General features: G+C 62.3%; 15 protein-coding genes. 2 read left to right on the forward strand and 13 right to left on the reverse strand.

Annotation, left to right across the window (positions count from 1 at the left end; genetic code table 11):
* Positions 1 to 2282: Ig-like domain-containing protein (locus NKI99_RS30125; RefSeq protein ID WP_352613190.1), on the reverse strand; the 2282-nt coding region annotated here is incomplete at its 3' end.
* 366 nt (positions 2283 to 2648) lie between these two features.
* On the opposite strand from NKI99_RS30125, the gene NKI99_RS30130 reads away from it, so the two are divergent.
* Entirely contained in the window at positions 2649 to 3539 is an 891-nt protein-coding gene (locus NKI99_RS30130; RefSeq protein ID WP_502897949.1) for a transglutaminase-like cysteine peptidase, read from the forward strand.
* 23 nt (positions 3540 to 3562) lie between these two features.
* On the opposite strand, the gene NKI99_RS30135 is transcribed toward NKI99_RS30130, so the two are convergent.
* The 12 genes from NKI99_RS30135 to NKI99_RS30190 form a co-directional block, all read right to left on the reverse strand.
* Positions 3563 to 4201, reverse strand: a complete 639-nt coding sequence (locus tag NKI99_RS30135) for a ribbon-helix-helix domain-containing protein (protein ID WP_128304952.1) — start codon at positions 4199 to 4201, stop codon at positions 3563 to 3565.
* The gene (locus NKI99_RS30140) at positions 4191 to 5480 is read right to left on the reverse strand and encodes an HlyD family type I secretion periplasmic adaptor subunit (protein ID WP_128304951.1); all 1290 of its coding nucleotides are present in this window, start codon (positions 5478 to 5480) and stop codon (positions 4191 to 4193) included. Before NKI99_RS30140 ends, NKI99_RS30135 begins: the two co-directional genes overlap by 11 nt.
* A 42-nt stretch (positions 5481 to 5522) precedes the next feature.
* Positions 5523 to 7655, reverse strand: a complete 2133-nt coding sequence (locus tag NKI99_RS30145) for a type I secretion system permease/ATPase (protein WP_128304950.1) — start codon at positions 7653 to 7655, stop codon at positions 5523 to 5525.
* Between the two features lie 39 nt (positions 7656 to 7694).
* Entirely contained in the window at positions 7695 to 9143 is a 1449-nt protein-coding gene (locus NKI99_RS30150; protein WP_352441933.1) for a TolC family protein, read from the reverse strand.
* Between the two features lie 419 nt (positions 9144 to 9562).
* On the reverse strand, positions 9563 to 10126 hold the full coding sequence (locus tag NKI99_RS30155) for an invasion associated locus B family protein (RefSeq protein WP_196815310.1): 564 nt from the start codon (positions 10124 to 10126) through the stop codon (positions 9563 to 9565).
* Positions 10096 to 10557, reverse strand: a complete 462-nt coding sequence (locus tag NKI99_RS30160) for a DUF4189 domain-containing protein (RefSeq protein ID WP_023809956.1) — start codon at positions 10555 to 10557, stop codon at positions 10096 to 10098. The genes NKI99_RS30155 and NKI99_RS30160 overlap by 31 nt, the downstream gene beginning before the upstream one ends.
* A gap of 38 nt (positions 10558 to 10595) precedes the next feature.
* Entirely contained in the window at positions 10596 to 11264 is a 669-nt protein-coding gene (locus NKI99_RS30165) for a hypothetical protein (RefSeq protein ID WP_023809957.1), read from the reverse strand.
* Between the two features lie 13 nt (positions 11265 to 11277).
* The gene (locus NKI99_RS30170) at positions 11278 to 11835 is read right to left on the reverse strand and encodes an invasion associated locus B family protein (RefSeq protein ID WP_023809958.1); all 558 of its coding nucleotides are present in this window, start codon (positions 11833 to 11835) and stop codon (positions 11278 to 11280) included.
* Between the two features lie 7 nt (positions 11836 to 11842).
* Entirely contained in the window at positions 11843 to 16522 is a 4680-nt protein-coding gene (locus NKI99_RS30175; RefSeq protein ID WP_502900937.1) for a YadA-like family protein, read from the reverse strand.
* A 268-nt stretch (positions 16523 to 16790) separates the two neighbouring features.
* Entirely contained in the window at positions 16791 to 17306 is a 516-nt protein-coding gene (locus NKI99_RS30180) for a helix-turn-helix transcriptional regulator (RefSeq protein WP_352441928.1), read from the reverse strand.
* A gap of 190 nt (positions 17307 to 17496) precedes the next feature.
* Complete coding sequence (locus NKI99_RS30185) at positions 17497 to 17796, reverse strand: hypothetical protein (RefSeq protein ID WP_352613195.1); 300 nt, start codon at positions 17794 to 17796, stop codon at positions 17497 to 17499.
* Positions 17797 to 18447: 651 nt separating this feature from the next.
* Positions 18448 to 18651, reverse strand: coding sequence for a hypothetical protein (locus NKI99_RS30190; RefSeq protein WP_164779989.1), 204 nt, complete (start codon positions 18649 to 18651; stop codon positions 18448 to 18450).
* 305 nt (positions 18652 to 18956) lie between these two features.
* Between NKI99_RS30190 and NKI99_RS30195 the strand changes: the two genes are divergently transcribed.
* Positions 18957 to 20420 carry a phospholipase D-like domain-containing protein gene (locus tag NKI99_RS30195; protein WP_352613197.1) on the forward strand — a complete coding sequence of 488 codons (1464 nt, stop codon included), beginning with the start codon at positions 18957 to 18959 and terminating at the stop codon, positions 20418 to 20420.

Consider the following 20420-nt stretch of genomic DNA (forward strand, 5'->3'; position numbering starts at 1 on the left):
GGGCCGGCCGGTGTCGAGCCGTCGCTCAGGTTCTGGTCGTCAAGCGCCAGCGTGATCGGAGCACCCGCAACCGGGCCTGCGCCGTCGGTGATTGAGAAGGCGATGTTGGCCGTCGAAGTATCGAGGTCGCCATCCGTCACCGTGTAGGTCGCGTTGACCGCCACCGGACCGGAGCTGTTGTCGACCGAGGCATCCGGCGTGAACGTGTAGGAACCGTCCGCCTTCACCTGGATGGTGCCGGCGCCGATGTCGATGGACTGCGAGTAGCCCGTGCCGGGATCGAAGATCAGCGGCGTGCCGTTGACATGCGTCACCGTCGCGCCGTCGGCGCCGGCGACGAAGTCCAATGTTCCCGTAAGCGCTGGGGCACCTTCCGCAATCGACTGCGAGGCTTCATCATGCGCCGTCGGCACGTCGTCAACGATCTTGACGGATAGCGTGGCGTTGGCGCTCTGCAGATCCTGGTCGGTCAGCGTGACGGTGAAGTTCTCGAACAGGTTATTGGTGCCCTGAATGGGATCATGCGCCTCGTTGTCGACCAGCGTGTAGGTGTAGCTCACCTGGCCGGTGGCGGCATTGTAACCCGTCACGTTGAGTGTGTTGCCGAGCGCGGTGGTGAACGAGCCCGCGGTGAACACGCCGTCGGTAATGAAGGCGTTGCCCTCGATTGCCAGCGAGTGGATGCCGTCGGGCGAGGAGATGGTGAAGGTGCCGGCGCCGATTTCCGCCGTGCTTGCCGGATCTGAGCCAGGTCCGCCCGGCGTGCCGACATTCAATGCCGCTTCGTTGACGATGACGTCGCCGCCATTGGCCTCCGGCGTCAGGTCGGTGATCACAGGCGTCGAGTTGCCGATCGAGATCGTCAGCGTGGTGTGCGAGGTGTCGCCGTCGCCGTCCTTGATGGTGTAGGTGAAGACGTCGTTGACGCCGCCAGGCGTGCCGGCGTCGCGCACATAGGTATAGCTGCCGTCGCTGAGCAGCGTCAGCTTGCCATATTCACCCTGGAGAGGGTTGTTGAGCGTGGCCGTGCTGTCCAGATCGACATTCGTCGTGCCCTTGGCAACGCCCACCACGGTCGCGCCGTCGGCGCCTTGGGTATCGGCAACGCCGTCTGTCGTGTTGGCGTCGACGACATCGGTGCCGCCAACCAGCACATTGCCCGTCGCGGGGCCGAATTGGCCCGCCGCAATGCTGTCAATATCGGCAACCGCCGTCGGCACGTCGTCGACGATGGCGACGGCAAAGGTGGTGCTGGCCGAATCGCCGTCGACATCCGTGACAGTGATGCTGAAATTGTCAGGAACCGTATCGGTGCTCGGATCATAGCCGGGTGTCTGATCCGTGTGGGAGACCGATTCGGTCACCGTGTAATTGTATTCGATGGCACCGGTGCTCGGATTGAAGGAGACGATCGTCAGGAAGCCGTACTGCCCTTGTATCTGATCGCCGACGGCGGTGACGGTGACGCCATTGATGACAATCGACCCAATTCCATCCGGCGCATCGATGTTGATCGTTCCAGTGCCGGACGTTTCAGCATCGCTTAGCGCGTCACTGCCGGGCGACTGATTCTCATCGCCATCAAGGCCTGTTTCACTGGCCGCTTCGGATGGGGCAAGCAATGACGTGGCCGTCACTGTAACCTGCCTGTCGACGATCGAGGGAAATAGCTCGCGCCGCTCCAGAAGCCCGAACTGCAAGGCCGTCGGGGGCAACAGGGCCGACAGGTCGAACCCGTCGCCGATGCCGCCGGGGGGAACCGAGAAGTCTCCGCCCGCGCTTGAATTCGAACCGCCCGGGCCGGCCGATATGGAACCGTCGGCGCCGAAGGCGACATCGACATGGCTGGCTTCGAGTGCCGCCAGCAAAGCAACGCGCGGCACCTCGACGTCGCCGATGATGAAGGTCGGCACGTTCAGGGCGCCATCCTTGACCACGATCACCGAGCCGTCGGCCTGTTCGAGCAGAAGGTTTTGGCCATCGACCTTGATGTTGTCGATGGAGGCGTTGGCGGGAAGCCTCACCACATGGCTGGCGTCGGCTACGTATTCGTGCGGCGCAGCTGCCGGCGGTGCCTTTGCTTCCGCGGGGGCTTCTGGCTTGACAGGCGCTCCGCCGCCGACATCGACCGGCACCGGTTCGGACGCTGCCGGCGCGGGCTGCGTCGAATTTGCCTGTGCGACCCGGATCTCCGCCGGCGACGCCTGATCGGCGTGTTCATTGGACGCGGAATGCTCGTTCAAGGAAGCCGAAAAGCTGTCCAACTCGATATTGTTCGTCATGGCTGAAACCCCTCCGATATTTACCGGATAGAGACAGCGGCCACTTCTACTTTGCAACTGCCCCCTAATCTATTTCATATATTATGATATGCATTGCCCGGCATTTTTTACACGTGGTAAACCGCAACAATATAACCTGATATATGTTGGTTTCTGGAGGTCTGGTTGACGGATGACTAGTCGGCATCTTTTTGGTGAACCAAAGTATAAATTTGAATAAAATTTTAGACAAACTGGATAAAGACAGTTGCTGGATATTTATCCACCTTCCTTTCCAATAATTTGAGACAAGATTGGTAGCGTCCACAGTCAAAGGTGGGCGTTATGAAAAAGCAAAAACCAGTTCCGGGAAAAACCCGGCTCCAGATGCTCCTGCTGGCAATCGGGCTTGTCGGCCTGGCGGGGCCGTCATTCGCGAGCGATATCGCCGCATCCGGCTGGCCTCAGGAGAAGGTCCAGACGCCGCCCTGTCTCGGCGGTGTTTCGCTGGCGAGGCCCCAGCCCAGGCAGCCTGCGGGCGCTTACCGGATCGGTCAGGTCATCAGCAGCTATGGCCCGGCAGATGCTGACCGCGGGGATGGCTCGTCAACGGCGCGAGATGACACCGGGATAGATCCGGTGCAGACCGCGTCGATCATTCCGGGGGTCTTCGGATCGGTTGCCTTGTCCATGCGCAATTTTCCCGTCGCGGCGCGCTGGGCGCCCGTGTACCGGGCAATCACCGCTTGTTCGGCGGGCAGCCCCTGCGAGCGCAAGAGCACAGCTTTTGCCGGCATGGTCGCCGCCGCTCAAGGCAAGGGATTCAGCGAGAAGCTGTCCTTCGTCAACAGCAGCGTAAATCGCCTGATCGCCTACAGGAAAGATAGCGTCGTCTACGGCAAGCTCGACTATTGGGCGAAGCCTTCGGAGATTCTCGAGCGGCGAGCCGGCGATTGCGAGGATTTCGCCATTCTCAAGATGACGGCCCTGCTGAGGGCCGGCATCCCGACGCAGAGCATGGCGCTTGTCGTCCTCCAGGATCGCAAGCGAGGCTTCTTTCACGCAGTGCTGTCGGTGAGCACAGGCAGCGGCACCTTCATTCTCGACAGCCTCAGCAACACTGTGGTGCGTGACAGCGATCTCCCGGATTATGTTCCGCTTTATTCGTTCAGCACGGACCGGGCCTGGATCCACGGTTCAAGACCGGGCGGAGCCCAGATGGCTGACATCAAAGGCGGTTTCGCAACCGTCGCACCTGGCGAAGGTTTTCAGCCATAAGTTCTCGTTGGATTGGTGGTGATTCAACCGCCGAAGACGAACGCCATCAGCAGCTCTGGCTCGAGCACCGGAGCCCGCACCGCATTCAATTGCCCCCGGTAACGACGGTCACCCGCACCGATGACAAAGCCGGTGGCCACCGGCGATTCGCCATTGGCATCGAGCCGCGCGAAGATGTCGGCTACGTTGAGGTCCAATGCCAGCTTGAGATCGTGCCGTGCGTCATCGCTTGGGGCGATCGGCAATTGACGTTTGACCAGTTGCTGGAACGGCGCGTTGAACGACAGGATCTTCTTCGACGATGCCAGCGCAAAGGCCGGGGACGGGCAAGCGACCAGTATGGCGTTGATGGTGTTGATCGATGCAAGCCTTCGCAAGGTCAGGTTTTCATCCGCCAATCCACGCATGCAGGCCACCCGGATCGCGGATGTCAAATTGCCTGTCTGTGCCTGGCTTTCGGCGATCTCGTCGATGAGCATGCCGATCGTGCATTTCCTGCGTTCGGCCATCTGCTTCAGCGACAACCAGAATGCCCGCTCCAAGCGGATGCCGCGTCTTATGCCGCCACGCGCCACGACCCGAAATTCAAGCCCAAAATCCTCGGCCGCGACTGGCGGAAGCAGTCGCTCGCCATCAGGATGAGGGCTGGCGCTACCGCTCACTCATTGCCTCCTCGCGCGCCTTGTTGATCGGCTTCAGGAGGTAGTGCAGGATCGTCTTGCGCCCGGTCTTGATGTCGACCGAGCAGATCATGCCGGGAATGATCGAATAGGCCTTGCCGTCTCTTTGAAGAGTGGATTTGTCCGTCGCCACGCGCACCTGATAGTAGGGTTCCCCGGTTTTCTGATCGACCAGGCTGTCGGCAGTGATGTTGGAGACCTTGCCCTCGATGCCGCCGAAGATCGAGAAATCATAGGCGGTGACCTTGATAAGGGCTTCCTGGTCGGGGCGGATGAACGCGACATCCCGTGGCGAGACCCGTGCCTCCACCAGCAACGTCTCGGAGGTCGGCACGATGCCGGCGACGACGGCGCCAGGCTGGACGAAGGCCCCGACCGTGTTGAGCTCCAGCGTGTTGACGATGCCATCCACGGGAGACCGGATGTCAGTGCGCGCGACCTTGTCGGTGGCCCCCCTTATGGTTTCATCCACCACCGAAAGTTCCGCCAGCGCCTGGGTAAGGTCGTCCAACGCCTCCTGCTGCAGTTGCAGGCCGAGTTCCTCGACCTGCAGCTGGGCTTCCGTGATCGCGGCCTTGGCTTTCTTTATTGTTTCGCCGGCCAGGTTCAGCTGGCCGTTGAGTTCGGTCTGTTCGCGCTCTACCCGGAGCTGCTCGGTCCTTGCCATCAGGCCTTTCTTGACCATCGCGTCGACCAGTTTTGCCTCCTGGTCGCTGACGACCAGGTTCTTGGTCAGACGGTCGGAATTGGCCACCGCCTCGGCCAGTTCCCTCTCGCGCTGATCAAGGCGTGACTTGAGCACGGACAGCTTGTTGTCGAAGTTCCCGCGCCGGGCAATGAGCAGCTTCTGTTCATTGTCGCAGATTTGCGGAGCGACCGACTGGATGTCCTGCGGGCACGGAAATGGGCCCGAGAGATTGCCGGCCTGTTCGTATTTCAGCCTTGCTATGCGCACTTCCAGCGCGCGCGCCTTGGCCTGCTGCTCGCCGAGACTGGACGTATTGAGCGTGTTGTCCAGACGAATGATGAGATCGTTCTTCTTGACGACCTGGCCAATCGTCACGGCGATTTCCTGAACGACACCGGCTTCACTCGCCTGGATGATCTGGGTCTTGGAAGCGGGTATGACCTTGCCGTCGCCGCGTGCGATCTCATCGACTTCGGCAAAGGACGCCCAGGCGACAAAGACCACGAAGAGCGCTCCGATGATGAATATGGACGCCGACGCAAACAGCGGCGGTCGATCTTCCCTGGCAAGCATTTCCCACGCCCCAACGCATTGGATGCAGCAATAATTGTTTTGTCAGGCGCTTGTTTTCTGCAACGCCTGTATGACTTGGTCCTTCGGTCCGTCGGCAACGATCTTGCCCCGTTCGATAACGATCAGGCGGTCGGCCAGCTCAAGCATGCTGAACCGATGTGTGGAGACGATCAGCGTCGTGTCGCGGTCGAAAGCGACTTTGAGCTGCTTGATCAACTGGCGTTCCGAGGCAAGATCCATCGAGCCCGACGGCTCATCCAGAAAGACGATTTTCGGTTTGGTCAAAAGCAGGCGTGCGATCGCCACGGTCTGCCTCTGGCCGCCGGAAAGATTGGTGCCGCGCTCGCCGACATTCATGTCGTAGCCGCGCGGGTGGCGTGAAACGAAATCGTCGACGCCGGCCGCCTTTGCCGCTTCGATGATCTGTTCGTCTGTAGCCTCGGGGCATGCCATCAGGAGGTTTTCCTTGATGGTGCCCGAGAACAGATCGCCAGCCTGCGCGACGATGCCGACCGCAGCACGAACCTCCGACGGGTGATATTGGCGAATGTCGATCCCATCCAGCAGCAACTCACCGGAAGTCGGCAGGAAAAGCCGGCCGATCAGGCGGCCCATCGTCGTCTTTCCCGATCCTATGCGGCCGATGATGCCGATCCGCTCACCCGGCTTGACCGAGAAATTCAGGCCGGTCAAAACCTCGTTTTCCGAGCCTGGATAGACAAACCCGACATTCCTGAACACCATCGCCCCCTTGCGAATGGGGCGGTTGACGAAGCCCACCGTGTCGGGTCGGTCTTCCGGTTGAGCCATGATCGAATTCACCATTCTCAGCGAGAGCATGGCCTGGCGAAACCGGGACAACGTTATGGCGATCTGGCCGAGCGGCGCCACTGCCCTGCTCGCCAGCATCACCGTTCCTATGATTGCTCCTGTCGAAACATGCCCTTCCGAGAAGGCATAAGCGCCGGCCACGACCAGGGCGACGGTGACCAGCTGTTGTATGGACTGGGTGATGTTGCCCGCCGCCGCCGAAAGCTGCTTGATCTTCTCGGACGTGTTGGCGGCGTTCTTGGAGTGCTCTCCCCATTTTCGCAGCAGATACGCCTCGGCGCGCAGCGACTTGATGGTCTCCAGCGTCGAGATGGATTCGACCAGCAGGGCCTGGCGCTGCGACGCTTCGTTCATCGAGGCGGCGACGCGCTTGCCGATGCGGCGCTGGGTGATCAGGCCGACGATGACGGACATCACGAAGGCCAGCGCCGGTATGATCACCAGCCAGCCGCCTATTGCATAGATCACAAGGAGAAAGACGAAGACGAATGCCGTGTCGATGAACACGCTTATGGTGTTGGAGGTGAAGAACTCCCTGACGAATTCATATTGCGTGACCCTGTTTGCGTATTCACCGGTTGATCCGGGGCGCGCCGACAGCGACGAGTTCAACACTTTCTCAAACAGCAGATAGGATATTCGGAGATCCGCCTTGCGCCCGGCATAGTCGATGAGGGAGGCCCTGGCCGTCTTCAAAAGCAGGTCGAACAGGATGACCGCACCGATGCCGAGAGCCAGCACCCACAGTGTCGATATTGCCTTGTTCGGCAGGATCCTGTCGTAGACGTTCATGGTGAAGATCGGCGAGGCTATGGCCAGCAGATTGATGAACACCGCCGCCAGGACGACTTTCGAATAGGTGCGCCAGAAAGCGCCCATCGTCCCCGTGAGCCAATGTCTCCGCTCGATCCTGGCCGCCGAGCCGACCGACATGGTCTCGGCGGCATTGGCGTAGGTGATCGAGAAGGAAGCGCCGCCGCTGATGTAGCTGGCGGCCAGTTCCGATCGGCCGATCGCGGTGCGGCCGTCTTCCTGGGGCGCGGTGATATACGCATCGTCTTCGCCTAGAGCGAGCAGGGCAACGGGCAATTGGCTGACGCGAAAGACGATTGCGGGCAGATCGATACGCCCCCTGAGAAAATCCCGGTGGTTGAACTCGGTGACTTCCAGGCCGATGCGTTCGGCAAGGTGCCTGATGTCGTCGACCGCAATTCGCGTGTCCGAGAGCGGCACGCCGGCAAACAGCACGGTCTCCGCGCTCGGCCTGCCGAGATATCCGGCAACGGCTGAGAAACAGGCCTTGAACGCCTCCTTGGGGGAGAGGATGTTGGGTTGCTGGTTCACGATCTGCCCGTCAGGACGCTCGCTGGGCCTTGCGTCGTCTTACTTCTTCCTCACCGGGGCGAGAATATCGAATGGCAGGTCGTTCTTCTGCTCCGATGGCGTCCGCGCATAAGTTTCAGTGTCCGCGGTTTCCGGTGCTGCGAACTCGGTGCGTGCATAGGCTGTCGCTTGCTTTGCCGGCTGAAGGTTCATCGTTTTCAGCAACTGTCCGGTCGCGGCCAGAAGCCGGTACTGGGCAAACAGCGATGCGTAGGACGCGGTATCCGCCAGCGTTGCCGTGTTGAACCGCGTATTCTGCGCATCCAGCACGTCGAGCAGCGAGCGCTGTCCAACCTTGAACTGCTCGCGATAGGAAGCGACCAGCTTCTCATTGGCGGCGGCTTGCTGCCTCAGGGTCTTTGCCAGATCGGCTTGCCGGAAACGGCGATCCCATGACGTGCGAACGGCTTCCTCGATTTCGCGCTGCACCTGATGCAGCGCCAGGCGCTGTTCGCTGGTGCGGCGGATCTGCTCCTGCTCGTTGGCCTTGTCAATACCACCGCGGTAGAGATTCCACCGCAGGACCACGCGCGCCTGAAGGTCGCTGGTGTCGCCATCGTCGCCGTCAATGTCAGTTCCCGCCCGGGCGCGACCTTCAGCGATGATGGAGGGGCCGAATTTTGCCCGTGCGGCATCCACGAGGGAAGCCGCCGCGTCGATGTCGCTGTTGGCCATGTGCACGCGCGGATTGCTTTCGCGCGCCAACCCTATTGCCTCGTCAAGCGATCGCGGGAGCGCAGCCGAGACATCGCCCGGCCTCGATGGGCTGGTCAGTGGCTTTCCGACGGTCTTGAAGAAGCGGATCTTGGCCGCTTCCAGTTCCTCGGTCGCCTCCTGCATGCGCGCCTTGGCGGCAAACAGCCGTTCCTCGGCCTGCTGCCGGTCGGCCTCGTTCAGCGCGCCGCCCGAAATGCCTTGCCGGATGTCGCCGAGAATTCCCTGGTGGAAGCCGAGATTTTTCTTCGCTTCGACAACGATCGAAGCCTGCAGCATGTACTCCAGATAGTCCTGGACAACGGACAGCCCGATGAATTCGGACCGTTCCAGCACACGGAACGAAGCGCCGTCGACGCGCGATGCCTGGCGGTTCAATTCGGCCCGCCTTGCGCCGCTGTCATAAAGCGTCTGCGAAACTGTAAGATCCGTTTCAGCCGGATAGAGCGCATCGTCTTCGATGGAAAGGGAGCGCCGGGATGAATTGTCGAGCCGGCGAACGCCGGCCGATGCCTCGACATCGACACTGGGAAGATAAAGGCCCTTGGCCTGCCGCAACTCGAACTCGATTGCTTCGCGATTTTCGATCGCCTGTCCAATCTCGGGATTGGATTCCACCGCGACAGCCATCGCCTCCTTGAGCGTAAGCGCATGAGCACTCCCGCAGGTCAGCATGGTGGCCGCCATCAAAAGACCAAGGCGCCTGCCTATGGTCGACATGTTTGTCGTATTCATCAATCCCACCCTAACGTTTCCCCAGCGTCCTTTTCAGAGCGCTAACCAAGCCAAGGCCTGCCCGTCGGTGGATTATTCACAAATTCACGAAATATGTGAGCGATTATTGATTTAGAAGTCGCTAAATAGCCTTTTTGGGCAACAAGGCTGCGAGATGTAGCAAAAATAGCACATAACGTCGGCTCGCTACGGTTGTATCCGGACGCCGCACTCTGCGGGATAGCCCGAAAAACGGCAGGTCAGTGGGCCGATATGGCCAGAATCATGCCATGTGGGTATGGCGGCTGTTGATGACCCAACCTGAAGTTGAGCCATTTTCAGGTACGCCCTCTCGGCAGCCGCCCCAAAATACTCCGTCGCGGCGGCCGGCGTGCGCGTCATGTCGCTGATTGCGGCCAAAAGCTGGGTCAGCGCGCACCCTAATTTGCGCTCAACGCCACCATGCGGTCGAGCGCCGCGGTCAGGCCGCGAAGCGAGACCGGGAAGCTCAGCGGGGTCTCGGCGTCCGTCGTCACATTGAGCTTCAGCACCGAGCCTCCCCTCAGCTTTCCAAGCGTCGGCCGATCGACGGTAAAGACCGAGACGCAACCCGTCGGCAGGCAGGTCCTGAAGCGCTGCGGGGACAGTGGCGGCTGATCGTCGATCTGCAGCGTCACGCCCGGGTCGAGCAGGATGCCGAAGGGCAGAAGCAGGGTAGCCGTCGTCGAGCCGTCCGGGCGTGCCGCGATCTCCACGGCAAGAAGCCTCTGCCCGTTCTGCTGGACCTGATCTTGCGCGAGCGAGCACACTCTCGCCTTCTCTCGAACCGAGCAGGTCACACTCCAATCCTGATAGACTTCACGCAGCGATGAGGGTCCATCCGGGACAGCCGCCACCTGTTGCTGGGCAGACACCGGCGACATCAACGAGAATAGAATTGCCCCACATGCGGAGACGGCCTTCGGGCCAGGCTTCATGTGCAGACCCACTCGCGGATCTTGCATTTCTCTCCCGCCGCCTCGCAGGCCTGCAAAGCGAGATCCTCCGCTTCGCGACGGGTCTCGGCCGAGTTCACGCCCCAGGGCGTGAAACGGTTCTCCACCTTGTCTGCCACGGCGAGTGCACCGCAGTGCTTGTAGGGAAAGCCGGTCTCGTCGTCATCATTCCAATGGCGGTGGTTGCGGAAGACGGTGACGACGTTGCAGGCCTTTCCGCCCGCGTTCTCGCAATATTTCTGTGCGATGTCCTTCGCTTCCTGCCGCTTGTCGGCGCCCCAGAAGAAGCCGTATTTGCTATCGGCCTGCGAATAGGCAATGGCCGCCCAGATGCCTTTTTCCTCCTGTTGCGGTTCCGATGGGGCCACAAGGTCGGCCGAGACGACTTGTCCGCTCCACAACAGGGTCAAGCCCAAAACTGCCAAAGCCTGCAATCTCATGGTCGGCATCCTTTCCTTAACCTCAATCGCTTCGCGTCCTACTTCGCCGCCGAAGCGAGGGAGATCACCACACAGCTTTTGCCCGTCGGCAGGAGAAGCGCTTCACCGGCATTGCCGCCGAGCTCGTAGACCTCGACCTGCCCGAGATGGTCGGTAATCTTGCTGCCCTGCGGCAGGATGGATGCGATGTCGGCGCACGGGCTGGCGAATGGCGCCACCCGCACCATCGCCCCTTCGCAACCCGTGGCGGTGGGCGATGCGAAGACGATGCCGGCGGCCGGTCCGCTATAGCGTTCCGACGCATAATCCATGCCGACAAAGGCCTGGATGGCGTGCTTGTCGGCGGCCTGGTCGTTCCACAGGGATTTGACGCTGTATTTCGTGCCGTTCGTCAGAATCTGTCCGAGCGCCGGATAGACGGTCGAGCAGGCCTGCACTCCGGCCTGCTTGACATGCTCGAGGAAGGGCGTGTCCGGAAGCACGGGGGCCGCCGCAGTTTCTGCGGGTGCGGCCGTCGCGCCGCCGACCAGATTGGCGATGGCGGCATAGTTCCCTGCGGCGAAGCCAAGGCCCGCCACGACCAATCCCAGAAGTGAATATCCGGCCACGCGTGGCCAGCGCCGCCTTGGGGACTCGGCCCGCCTCTGCCGATCCGCCTCGACGGTCGCAGTGCGTTTCGCGGACGTGAACTGGTCCTGCTGGCTCATGGTGATGCCCCGGTTATTTGAGTGGTGAAAGGGCCTCTGACAGCCCCTTGAGCGTTGCGGTCACGGTGATCGTCTGACCGTCGACCGTCGAATAGGAGATCGCCGGTGTCGCATTCTGCGAGATCTGTCGGCGCATGACGGGGCCTACCGGCAACATGCCGACGCAGACCATTTCGTTGCAGCCGTTCAGGTGCACGTCGATCGGCTGCTTCTGTCCATCGAACTTCAGTGACACCAGGCCATCGCTCCTGGCGTTCGGAGCGGTGCGCAGGATCATATACGGCTTGCCGTCCTGGGTGGCGGCGAGCGACCAGCTGAAAGCCATCTTGCCTGATGCGTCCTCGATGATCTGCGAGACGTTGCAGACCTTCTTGCGAGCCTTGAGGTTCTCGTCGCAGATCAGCGTCCAGTTATCGAATGGGCGGATGGTGCGCTGATAGTCTCCGAGCTTGACCTCGGGCGGCACCACTACGTCCGATGGCTTGATCCTGTAGGTCGACGCGACCTGCCCGGCGGACGGCACGAGGCCGCCGCAGAGCGCCAGGCAGGTCAGGGCAACAAGTCCTTTCATTCCTGCCTCAGTTCAAGGTGAAGCTGATGCCGGCGCCGACACCGACATGCCCACCCGCGGCCGTGCCCGACAGATTGCCCCGGATGCGGCCGTCTTCACTGGTGTAACCAGCGCCGAAGGCGAACGCGCCTGCGTCCCGCCACAAGCCGCCACCCGCCGCGACGCTCAGCTTTCCGGGCCGGTCGTCATAGCGCAGCGAGGCGGCCGCAAGGCCTATCGCGGCCGCCTGCCGCGCCTCGTCGCGGATGCCGCTGATGTCCGAATTGAGCTGGCTGAGCTTCTGGTCGGTATAGTCGTTGGCCTGCTGCAAGGTCGTGACCGCCACCTTGTCGGTGTAGTCGTTGGACGTATCGATAGCGTAGGCCACGCGGTTGTCCGTATAGCTCTTGCCCGCGGTCAGGCCCTGGTTCATCTGGTCGACGTTGACCGCATCGGTCCCTTTGACGCCGGGGCCGACATTGGAGATGACGACCGGCGCGTTGACGTCGCCACCTTGCAGCGTGATGGTGTTCGTCTTGTTGCCGCCCTGGGTGTCATAGGTCACCGCGTTCTGGGTAAGGTTTCCGACGCCGGCTTTCAGATCCTCGATCGCCGTGTTGGTGGCGTAGAGCTGCGAGCCGTTGATCGCATCGGTGCTGCCGGCATCGACGCGGCCGGCGGCGACATTGGTGATCGTCCGCTCGGCGCCGGCGTCGCCGACGCTGACGGTTCCGGTCGGCGTCGTCCCGGCATAAGTGTAGGTCTTGCCGTTGATGACGGTGCTGGAGGTCCCGACGGCGGTCTGTGTCACCGAACCGGAACCGAGCGCCACATCGTTGGCGTTGTTGGCCTTGGCGCCTTGGCCGAGCGCGACGGCGCCCTGCCCGGTGGCCGTCGAGCCATGTCCCGCAGCCAGGCTGTCGGTGCCGCTCGCCACACTCTCCGGCCCGATCGCCACGGCGTTGGTGCCGCCGGCGATGCTGTCGGCCAGCGTAGAGTTGGCGTGGAAATATTTGATGCCGCCGCCATTGCTGATGCTGGTCAGCGCATTGTCGACGGCCGTGAAGCCGTCATAGACGGTGGAATAGTTGTTGCCCTGGATGGTGTAGGTCGGGCCGGTGATGGAGCCGTCGGGATTGACGGTCGTGCCGCCGCCGAACAGGTTGCTGACGTTTTGCGTCACGCCGCGCAATTGCGAGACGTTGACGCCGTCGGTATCGGCCGAGCCCGCCGCGACGTTGGTGAGCTTGCGTTCGGCCCCGGCGGCGCCGATCGACACCTCGCCGACCGAGGTCTGCGAACCGGCGAGCGCAAAGGCCGTGTAGCCGGCCTGCGCGCCGACGCTGGTGATGGACTGCGCGCCGAGCGCAACGCTGTTGATGAAGGTGCTCTGGGCGCCGGCGCCGAGCGCCACCGACTGGATGCCGGACGCCAGCGAATTGGTGCCGAGCGCCAGGCCGTCGGCCAGCATCACGTGGGCGCCTTGGCCGATCGCTGTGCCGCCGGGTGCATCCTGCTCGACAGTGGCGCCATTGCCGATGCCGATGCCGTTGTCGCCGTTGACGACCGTCGTCGGGCCGACCGCGACCGATTCCGCGCCGACCGCCAGCGAGTCGCCCGCCGCCGAATTGGCATGGAAGTATTTCGTCGACGTCACCGAGACGGAGGCGATGGCGCCCTGCAGCTGCCGAAGCGTTACCGCATCCTGAGATTGCGTGCCGTCGGCCACATTGGTGATCTGCCGATACGAGGTAGCATCGCCGACCGAAACGGCGCCGAGCAGCGTCTTGTCGGTCGTGTTGTACTGGATGAAGTTGGCTGGGCCGGCGGGCAGTTGCCCGGTAAGCGGAGCGATCGCGCGATCGGAGACCGAACCCGAGCCAAGCGCCACGCCGCCGTCGATGCTGACATTGCTGTCGCGGCCGAGCGCCAGTGCGCTGACGCCGGTGGCGGTCGCCTGGTAGCCGACGGCGGTGGAGCCGACGCCTTGTGCGAAGGAATCGGTTTGCGCCAAGCCTGCCTCGTTGGTGCGGGCGTAGCGGATGCCCACACCATTGGCGTCGGTATAGGCGGTCGACGTGTCGCCGGCGATGTTGTTGATCGTGTTGCCGAGATCGGTCACGCCACTGCCGATATTGGCGATATCGGTCGTATTCTGCGTGACCTGCTGGTTGGTGGCGAAGAGCTGCGAACCATTGACCGCATCGGTCGAACCGCCGTTCAACTGCCCGGCCGCGACATTCTGGATCTGGCGTTCGGCGCCCGCCGAGCCGACCGAGAAGGCACCGGCCGGTGTGGCGCCGGCAAAGGTGTAGTTGACGCCGCCGATCGTTGTGCCACCGACGGCGGTCGTTGCGCCCGATGTCGAATTCAGGCCGATCGCCACGTCGCCGTCATTGTTGGCCACGGCGTTCGGGCCGACCGCGACGGAATCCGTTCCGAGAGCCTGTGAATCCGCCAGGGTCGAGTTGGCGTGGAAATACTTGATGCCGCCGCCGACATTGATGTTGCTGAGCGTGACGCCAATGGCGTCGACGGCCTGGTTGGTGGCGAAGAGCTGAGAGCCGTTGATCGCATCGGTCGAGAGCGCGCTGACGCGCCCCGCCGCCAGGTTGGTGAGCGTGCGTTCCGCACCGACCGCGCCGATGCTGACGGTCGAGAGCGGGTTGGTGCCCTGGAAGGCGTAGGTCGTGCCGTTGACCACGCCGCTCGCCGTGCCGACGGCCGTGGTGGTCACCGAGCCGGAGCCGAGCGCCACGTCGCCGGAGCTCGCCGCCGCTGTCGCGCCATTACCCAGCGCGACATTGCCGGCGAGGCCGGCCGCACCCGCGGTCGAGCCGTTGCCCAGTGCCACCGAGCCCTGCCCGATGGCCTTGTTGTTGTTGCCGATGGCGACGGCGCCGTTGGCCGTATTGGCCGCGGTGGCGCTCGCCGTGCCGTCACTGTTGGCGATGTTGTTGGCGCCACCGGTGAAGGCGCCGGTGCCGCTGGCATAGCTCGGATCGCCTATGGCGACCGCGCCGTCGCCATAGGCAACGTTGCCGTAGCCGATCGCGACCGCCTTGCCGCCATCGGCGGTCGCGCCCGTGCCGATGGCGACGGAGTCGGCGGAGATAGCGCCGGCGGCGGTACCGATGGCAATCGCATTGACGTCTTGTGCCACAGCGCCCGCTCCAACTGCTGTCGAGCTCGCCGCTGTCGCGATGGATGTCGTGCCTATGGCAATGGAGTCGTCGCCTCCCGCAGTGGACGAACGGCCACCGGCGAACGCACGGGCACCGGTGGCCTTGGATGTGGAACCGAGCGAAGTGGCGTACACTCCGCTGGCCGTGGCGCCCAATCCCAGCGCACTGGCATTTGCGGCGGTCGCCGCGGCGTTGTTACCCAAAGCCGTGGTGGAGACGTCCGTGGCCTGGGCTCCAGAGCCCGCCGCGACCGAGCCTACTCCGCTCGATACGGCCGAATTGCCCAGGGCCAGCGCGAATTGGCCCGAAGCCGTGGCGACGTTGCCGAACGCTGCCGAGTTTATCGCCGATGCATTTGCCTGGGGACCAACGGCTGCGGCATTGGTGCCGGCGGCCTGGGCCTGGAAGCCCACGGCTGCCGAACTGGCGCCGCCGGCCGACGTACCTATGCCGAGCGCGGTGCTGCCGACTCCGCCGGCGTTGGCACTGACGCCGGCTGCGAGAGAATTGTCTCCTATCGCATTTGCACCCGTCCCGAATGAGGAGGCGTTTATGCCGCTGGCAGCGGACGCGTTGCCGACCGCGGTGCTGGCAGAGCCGCTCGCAATCGAGGTCGCGCCCATCGCTATGGCGGACGTTCCCGTTGCCTTGCTCGCGCGCCCGATCGCGGTGGAGTCAACCTGGGACGCCGTCACATCCGTACCGATGGCGATGGCACTCTGGGCCAGCGCGCCCCCTCCCGCAACAGTTCGGTTGCCAAGATTGACGGCGTTGATCGCGGTCGCGGTCGCCTGGAATCCGATGGCGATGGCATTCTGGTTGGTTGCGGTGGCGCTGTTACCTTGGGCAAGCGAATCCAGCCCGGATGCAGTTGCCCCGAACCCGAGAGCGGTGGCGCGCAGCCCGGTCGCCCGGGTAACATAGCCGATCGCCGTCGAGTTCAATCCGTCGGCACGCGCGTTCAGGCCAAAGGCGGCCGCGCCTGTGGTTGCAACTGAGTTGACGCCAATGGAGCTTGCTCCGTCCCCGTTGGCCTTGGCGTTACCGCCTACAGCGAGCGCGTTGACGCCGGTTGCGCCCGCGAAGACACCTATGCCTATGGCGTTGAGGCCATTGGCACTCATCGTGTAGCCGATAGCGATCGAAGCGTTGCCCGTTGCCGTGGCACCGGTGCCCAGTGCCACGCCGTCGTCGCCATTCACTTTGGCACCATCGCCGACGGCGGTTGAGGCGGACCCGGTGGCGGTGCTGGCACAACCGATGGCAGTGCTTTGTATCCCTGCGGAGGGAGTCGTGCAGTTCGCGACGTTGGTCACAGTCCCGTTGCCAATGGCGAGCTGCGCGAAAGCCGTTTGCGGGATCATGATCCCCATCACGGCAAGCGCCGCCGCCGACATCCCGCCGACGCCCAGCGTTCCCAGCCCCAGGCGCTTGCGCCCCATGCCCAGCACGCAATGAGCCATGCGCAGCACCGCCATTAGGCGGCGGCGCGTCGAGCGTGAGCCATGATCGGCCCCCGCGATCCAGTGCCCGGCGAAATGCGCCGCGCGACGCTGAACAAGAAGCGAGCCGTTCGAAATCTGATTGTCGGTCATGGTTCCCTCTCCGCTGGCCGGCACGAAATGTCTGACAATTCCGCTCCACCGCAGGAAGACATGATTCCTGCCCGCGGTATTTCACGAAATTGCTGCCTTGTGAGAAAAGAGCGCAGCAAACCTACAGAGGTTAACGGCTTGTTACCTTAGCCAATGCTTTAAAACCAAGAAACAAAGCAATGAAATAAGCGTCGCCTCACCTAACCTTGGCGTTAAGCTTTCCCACCCGTGCCTGCAACGGGGTCCGCTGCCGGTATTTCTTCATCACGGTGGTAAAATGGCTCTGACTTGAAAACCCGCTCGAGTGGGCGATGTCGGTGATCGTCATGCGGCTGTCTGCAAGCAGTCTTTCAGCGAAATCCAGCCGCAGGTCGAGGACGTACTGGTGCGGCGGCATTCCGAACGTCCTCGAGAAAGCCCGCACAAAATGATAGGGGGAAAGCCCGCAAACCGCGGCCATATCAGCCAGCGCCAGCTTGCGCGTAAAGTTCTCGTCCAGGAATTGCTGCACGCGGCGCGCGGCGCGGACGGAAAGCCCGCCTTTCGCGTTGAGCGTCGGCTGTCGCGAGTTGGTTCCGGAAACCGGTCCGGGGAAACCATCATCGCCCGGCATTTTTCGGCCTCCCGATACGTCCCAGATGAGGTTCAACCCAAGGCTTCCTTCCATGTTCCCCTGAAAAACAATTCGTGATTGATCGAAGCTGACCGGCATCGCCAGTCATCGGATCGTTCCGGCCGGACGGCGAACAATACGCGGACTGCATGACATTCCAGAGGACTCCTGCGGAGCTTGGGGCAGATTTGCAGCGGGACGTATTTTGAAAAACTCAGCAAGCCTTGTAGAAAATTCCGGTCTCGCGTCGCGGGCGAGCAGGCGTTGCCATTTTGCCATGGCCGGGCCCTCAGTTCTTGAGGGAAGCATGCCCGGCCCCGGTCGGCGTTCTCACTCTGTATTTCTTCAGCGCCACGGCCAGATGGCTCTGATCCGAAAAGCCGGCGAGATAGGCGATTTCGGCAACTCGCCGCGATGTGGCGGCATGCCGAATGCCATGGCGAACCTTGCTATGAAATGGGTCCGGTGAAACTCCCGCGACGAATGCCAATCCGGCGACGACTTTTCGCGCGAAGTTTTCGTCGAGATATTCCCGCACGCGTGGCGCGACGTATTCTGTGATCTTGTCGCTGCCGGGCGAGGCTCTCATTCCGCGTGCGGGCCTCAGCACAATTCCGGTGGAACGCTTCTTGGCCAGGAATTTCTGCGAGACGGGATCGCGGACGGAGTATATGACACTCCTCCGCGTGGTGGCCCTCCTGGGACCTGCGCTTTCAGGAATTATGTCCAGGACATATCGAGCTGTCCGTTCTCGATTGACGCCCCAGGAATCGCCGCTGTCCCGAGCATCGTCCGTATTTTTCATGCCTGGCCTCTGCCGCTTTGTCCGCTGCCTGAAATCCCCCTTAGCCCGACCCGGACCCAGCGTAACGCACATGCCACGGATAGTGAATAACATCCGTACGCAAAGAAAAAATTTTGTTCGGGATAAGAGGAACCAGTCACAAGGGAGGGACTGGAACATTTTTCGACACCTTCGCCGGCGCATTGGCTGACGGAGCATCAACGAAAAACCCGCCTGCGCGGCGGGTCACTGGCGCAAATCAACACCATGGGCGAATATGTACTATAGCTGAGGTCACCGAGTCAAGAAAAAATTCCTATCGTGAAAAGCTGCGCGCGCAAAAGTTGCCAACTGCCGCGAGGCCTCTGGTTGACCTGAATTCGGAGCCCTGCTTCAGGGGACAATTTGGCCATTTGGCGGCCATTCAACAATGTAGAGCTACCGGATTGCCGCCGGTCATTGCAGATCGTCGCGACGATTCTCATACAAATCCCATGTAAGTTCCACAAAACCCAGAAGAACGTCTTCCTCGCTCCACCCGGCAGCGACGGCTGCCTGAACGATCTCACGGACGAGAGGCAGCAATTGGCGTTGGCATTCTGCCGACGTGTCGGCAGCTGCGTCATCGCCGGGAGGTCCATCGAAGTTGAATTTCATCATTCGGCGCCCCCCTCGCCATCAATCAAAGTGTTTATATCACTAAAATCATTCCTCCTGATATACAATAGAGGTGGTACCAAAGCATAAGAGGCTTCGGAGGCCCCGAGCAGAACAGGACGATGCCAGGCTCTATGCTTCCCCTGGGTCAGGTTTGTCCTTCTGAACAGGATCTATCGGGGTGCTTCAACCCATCGATCTCTGCGGCTGGTCGAACTCTTCAGCCAGGGCCGCAGGCCACCATCCACCGAATGCGCGGCACGAGCGGCTGCATTGCCTTCTGCAACCGCTCGCTGGATAGTCTCGGCATGTTGGAGACCCTGGCGACTCACTGGCCTCAAATTCTGGCGATCATCTCCGTGGTGATGGCGACGGTCGGCATCGTCCATGCCGTCATGACCAAGGAAGATGTCCGTGCCGCCACCGGCTGGGTCGGCGTGATGGTGCTGTCCCCGATACTCGGCGTGCTGATCTATGCCGTCGCCGGCATCAACCGCATCCGCCGTGCCACGATCACCGCCCAGCGCCCGTTTGCCGACGGCGCGGTGTCCGCCAAGCATGAGCGCGACGTCGCTGTCGAAGAGGCCCTGATCGTCGAGCGGTACGGGCAACGGTTCACGGGCTTGCGGACACTCGGCGACAGGGTGGCGCGGCGCGCGCTCAACCCTGGAAATGCAATCGATGTGCTGGAGACCGGCGACGAGGCCTATGCCGCCATGTGCGCGGCGATCGATGGCGCCGAGCGCAGCGTCCTGCTCGAGACCTATATTTTCGACAATGACGCCGTCGGCCTGCTCTTCGTCGAGGCGCTGGCCGGCGCCGTCCGGCGCGGCGTCACCGTCCGCGTGCTGATCGATGCCGTCGGCGCCCGCTACTCGGTGCCGAGCATCCTGGGGCATTTGCGCGAGGCCAACATCCCCGCCGATGTCTTCAACGGCAACATCGTCATGGGCCTGCGCCTGCCCTACGCCAATTTGAGGACCCACCGGAAGATCCTGGTGGTCGACGGCGTCGCCGCCTTCACGGGGGGCATGAACATCCGCAAAGGCTTCTCCGCCGAATTCGCCGGCTCCAACAGCGCCAGGGACACGCATTTCCGGGTGACCGGCCCGATCGTCGCCGACCTCTTTTCGGTCGCCGCCGAGGACTGGCGTTTCGCCACCAACGAGGCGCTGAAGGGCGACGCCTGGCGCATTGCCCCGCTGTCGCCATCGCCAGGCGCACCGATGATGGTGCGGGCAGTCGCTTCCGGCCCGGATGCCAGCAACGAGACCAACCACAAGCTGCTGATCGGTGCATTCTCGGTCGCCCGCAAGTCGATACGCGTGATGTCGCCCTATTTCCTGCCGGATCGGGAACTGATCAGCGCGCTGATCACCGCCGGCAGGCGCGGGGTCGAAATCGACATCGTGGTGCCGGCGGTGAACAATCTTTTCCTCGTCGACCGCGCGATGATGGCGCAGTTCGATCAGGTGCTCAAACACTATTGCCGCGTCTGGCGAACCGAGGGACCCTTCGATCATTCGAAGCTGCTGTCGATCGACGGGGTCTGGGCCTATGTCGGATCTTCCAATCTTGACGCCCGATCGCTGCGGCTGAACTTCGAGATCGACCTGGAAGTGCTCGATGCCGGCTTTGCCAGCGAGATCGAGGTGCGCATCGGGTCGGCGATTGCCTCCGCCGTGCCGGTGACGCTGGAAGCCTTGCGAGCCCGGCCGTTTCTTATCCGGCTGTTCGACCGGGCATTGTGGCTCGGTTCACCCTATCTCTAA

The sequence above is a fragment of the Mesorhizobium sp. M0239 genome, assembly GCF_040321815.1.
Taxonomy (GTDB): Bacteria; Pseudomonadota; Alphaproteobacteria; order Rhizobiales; family Rhizobiaceae; genus Mesorhizobium.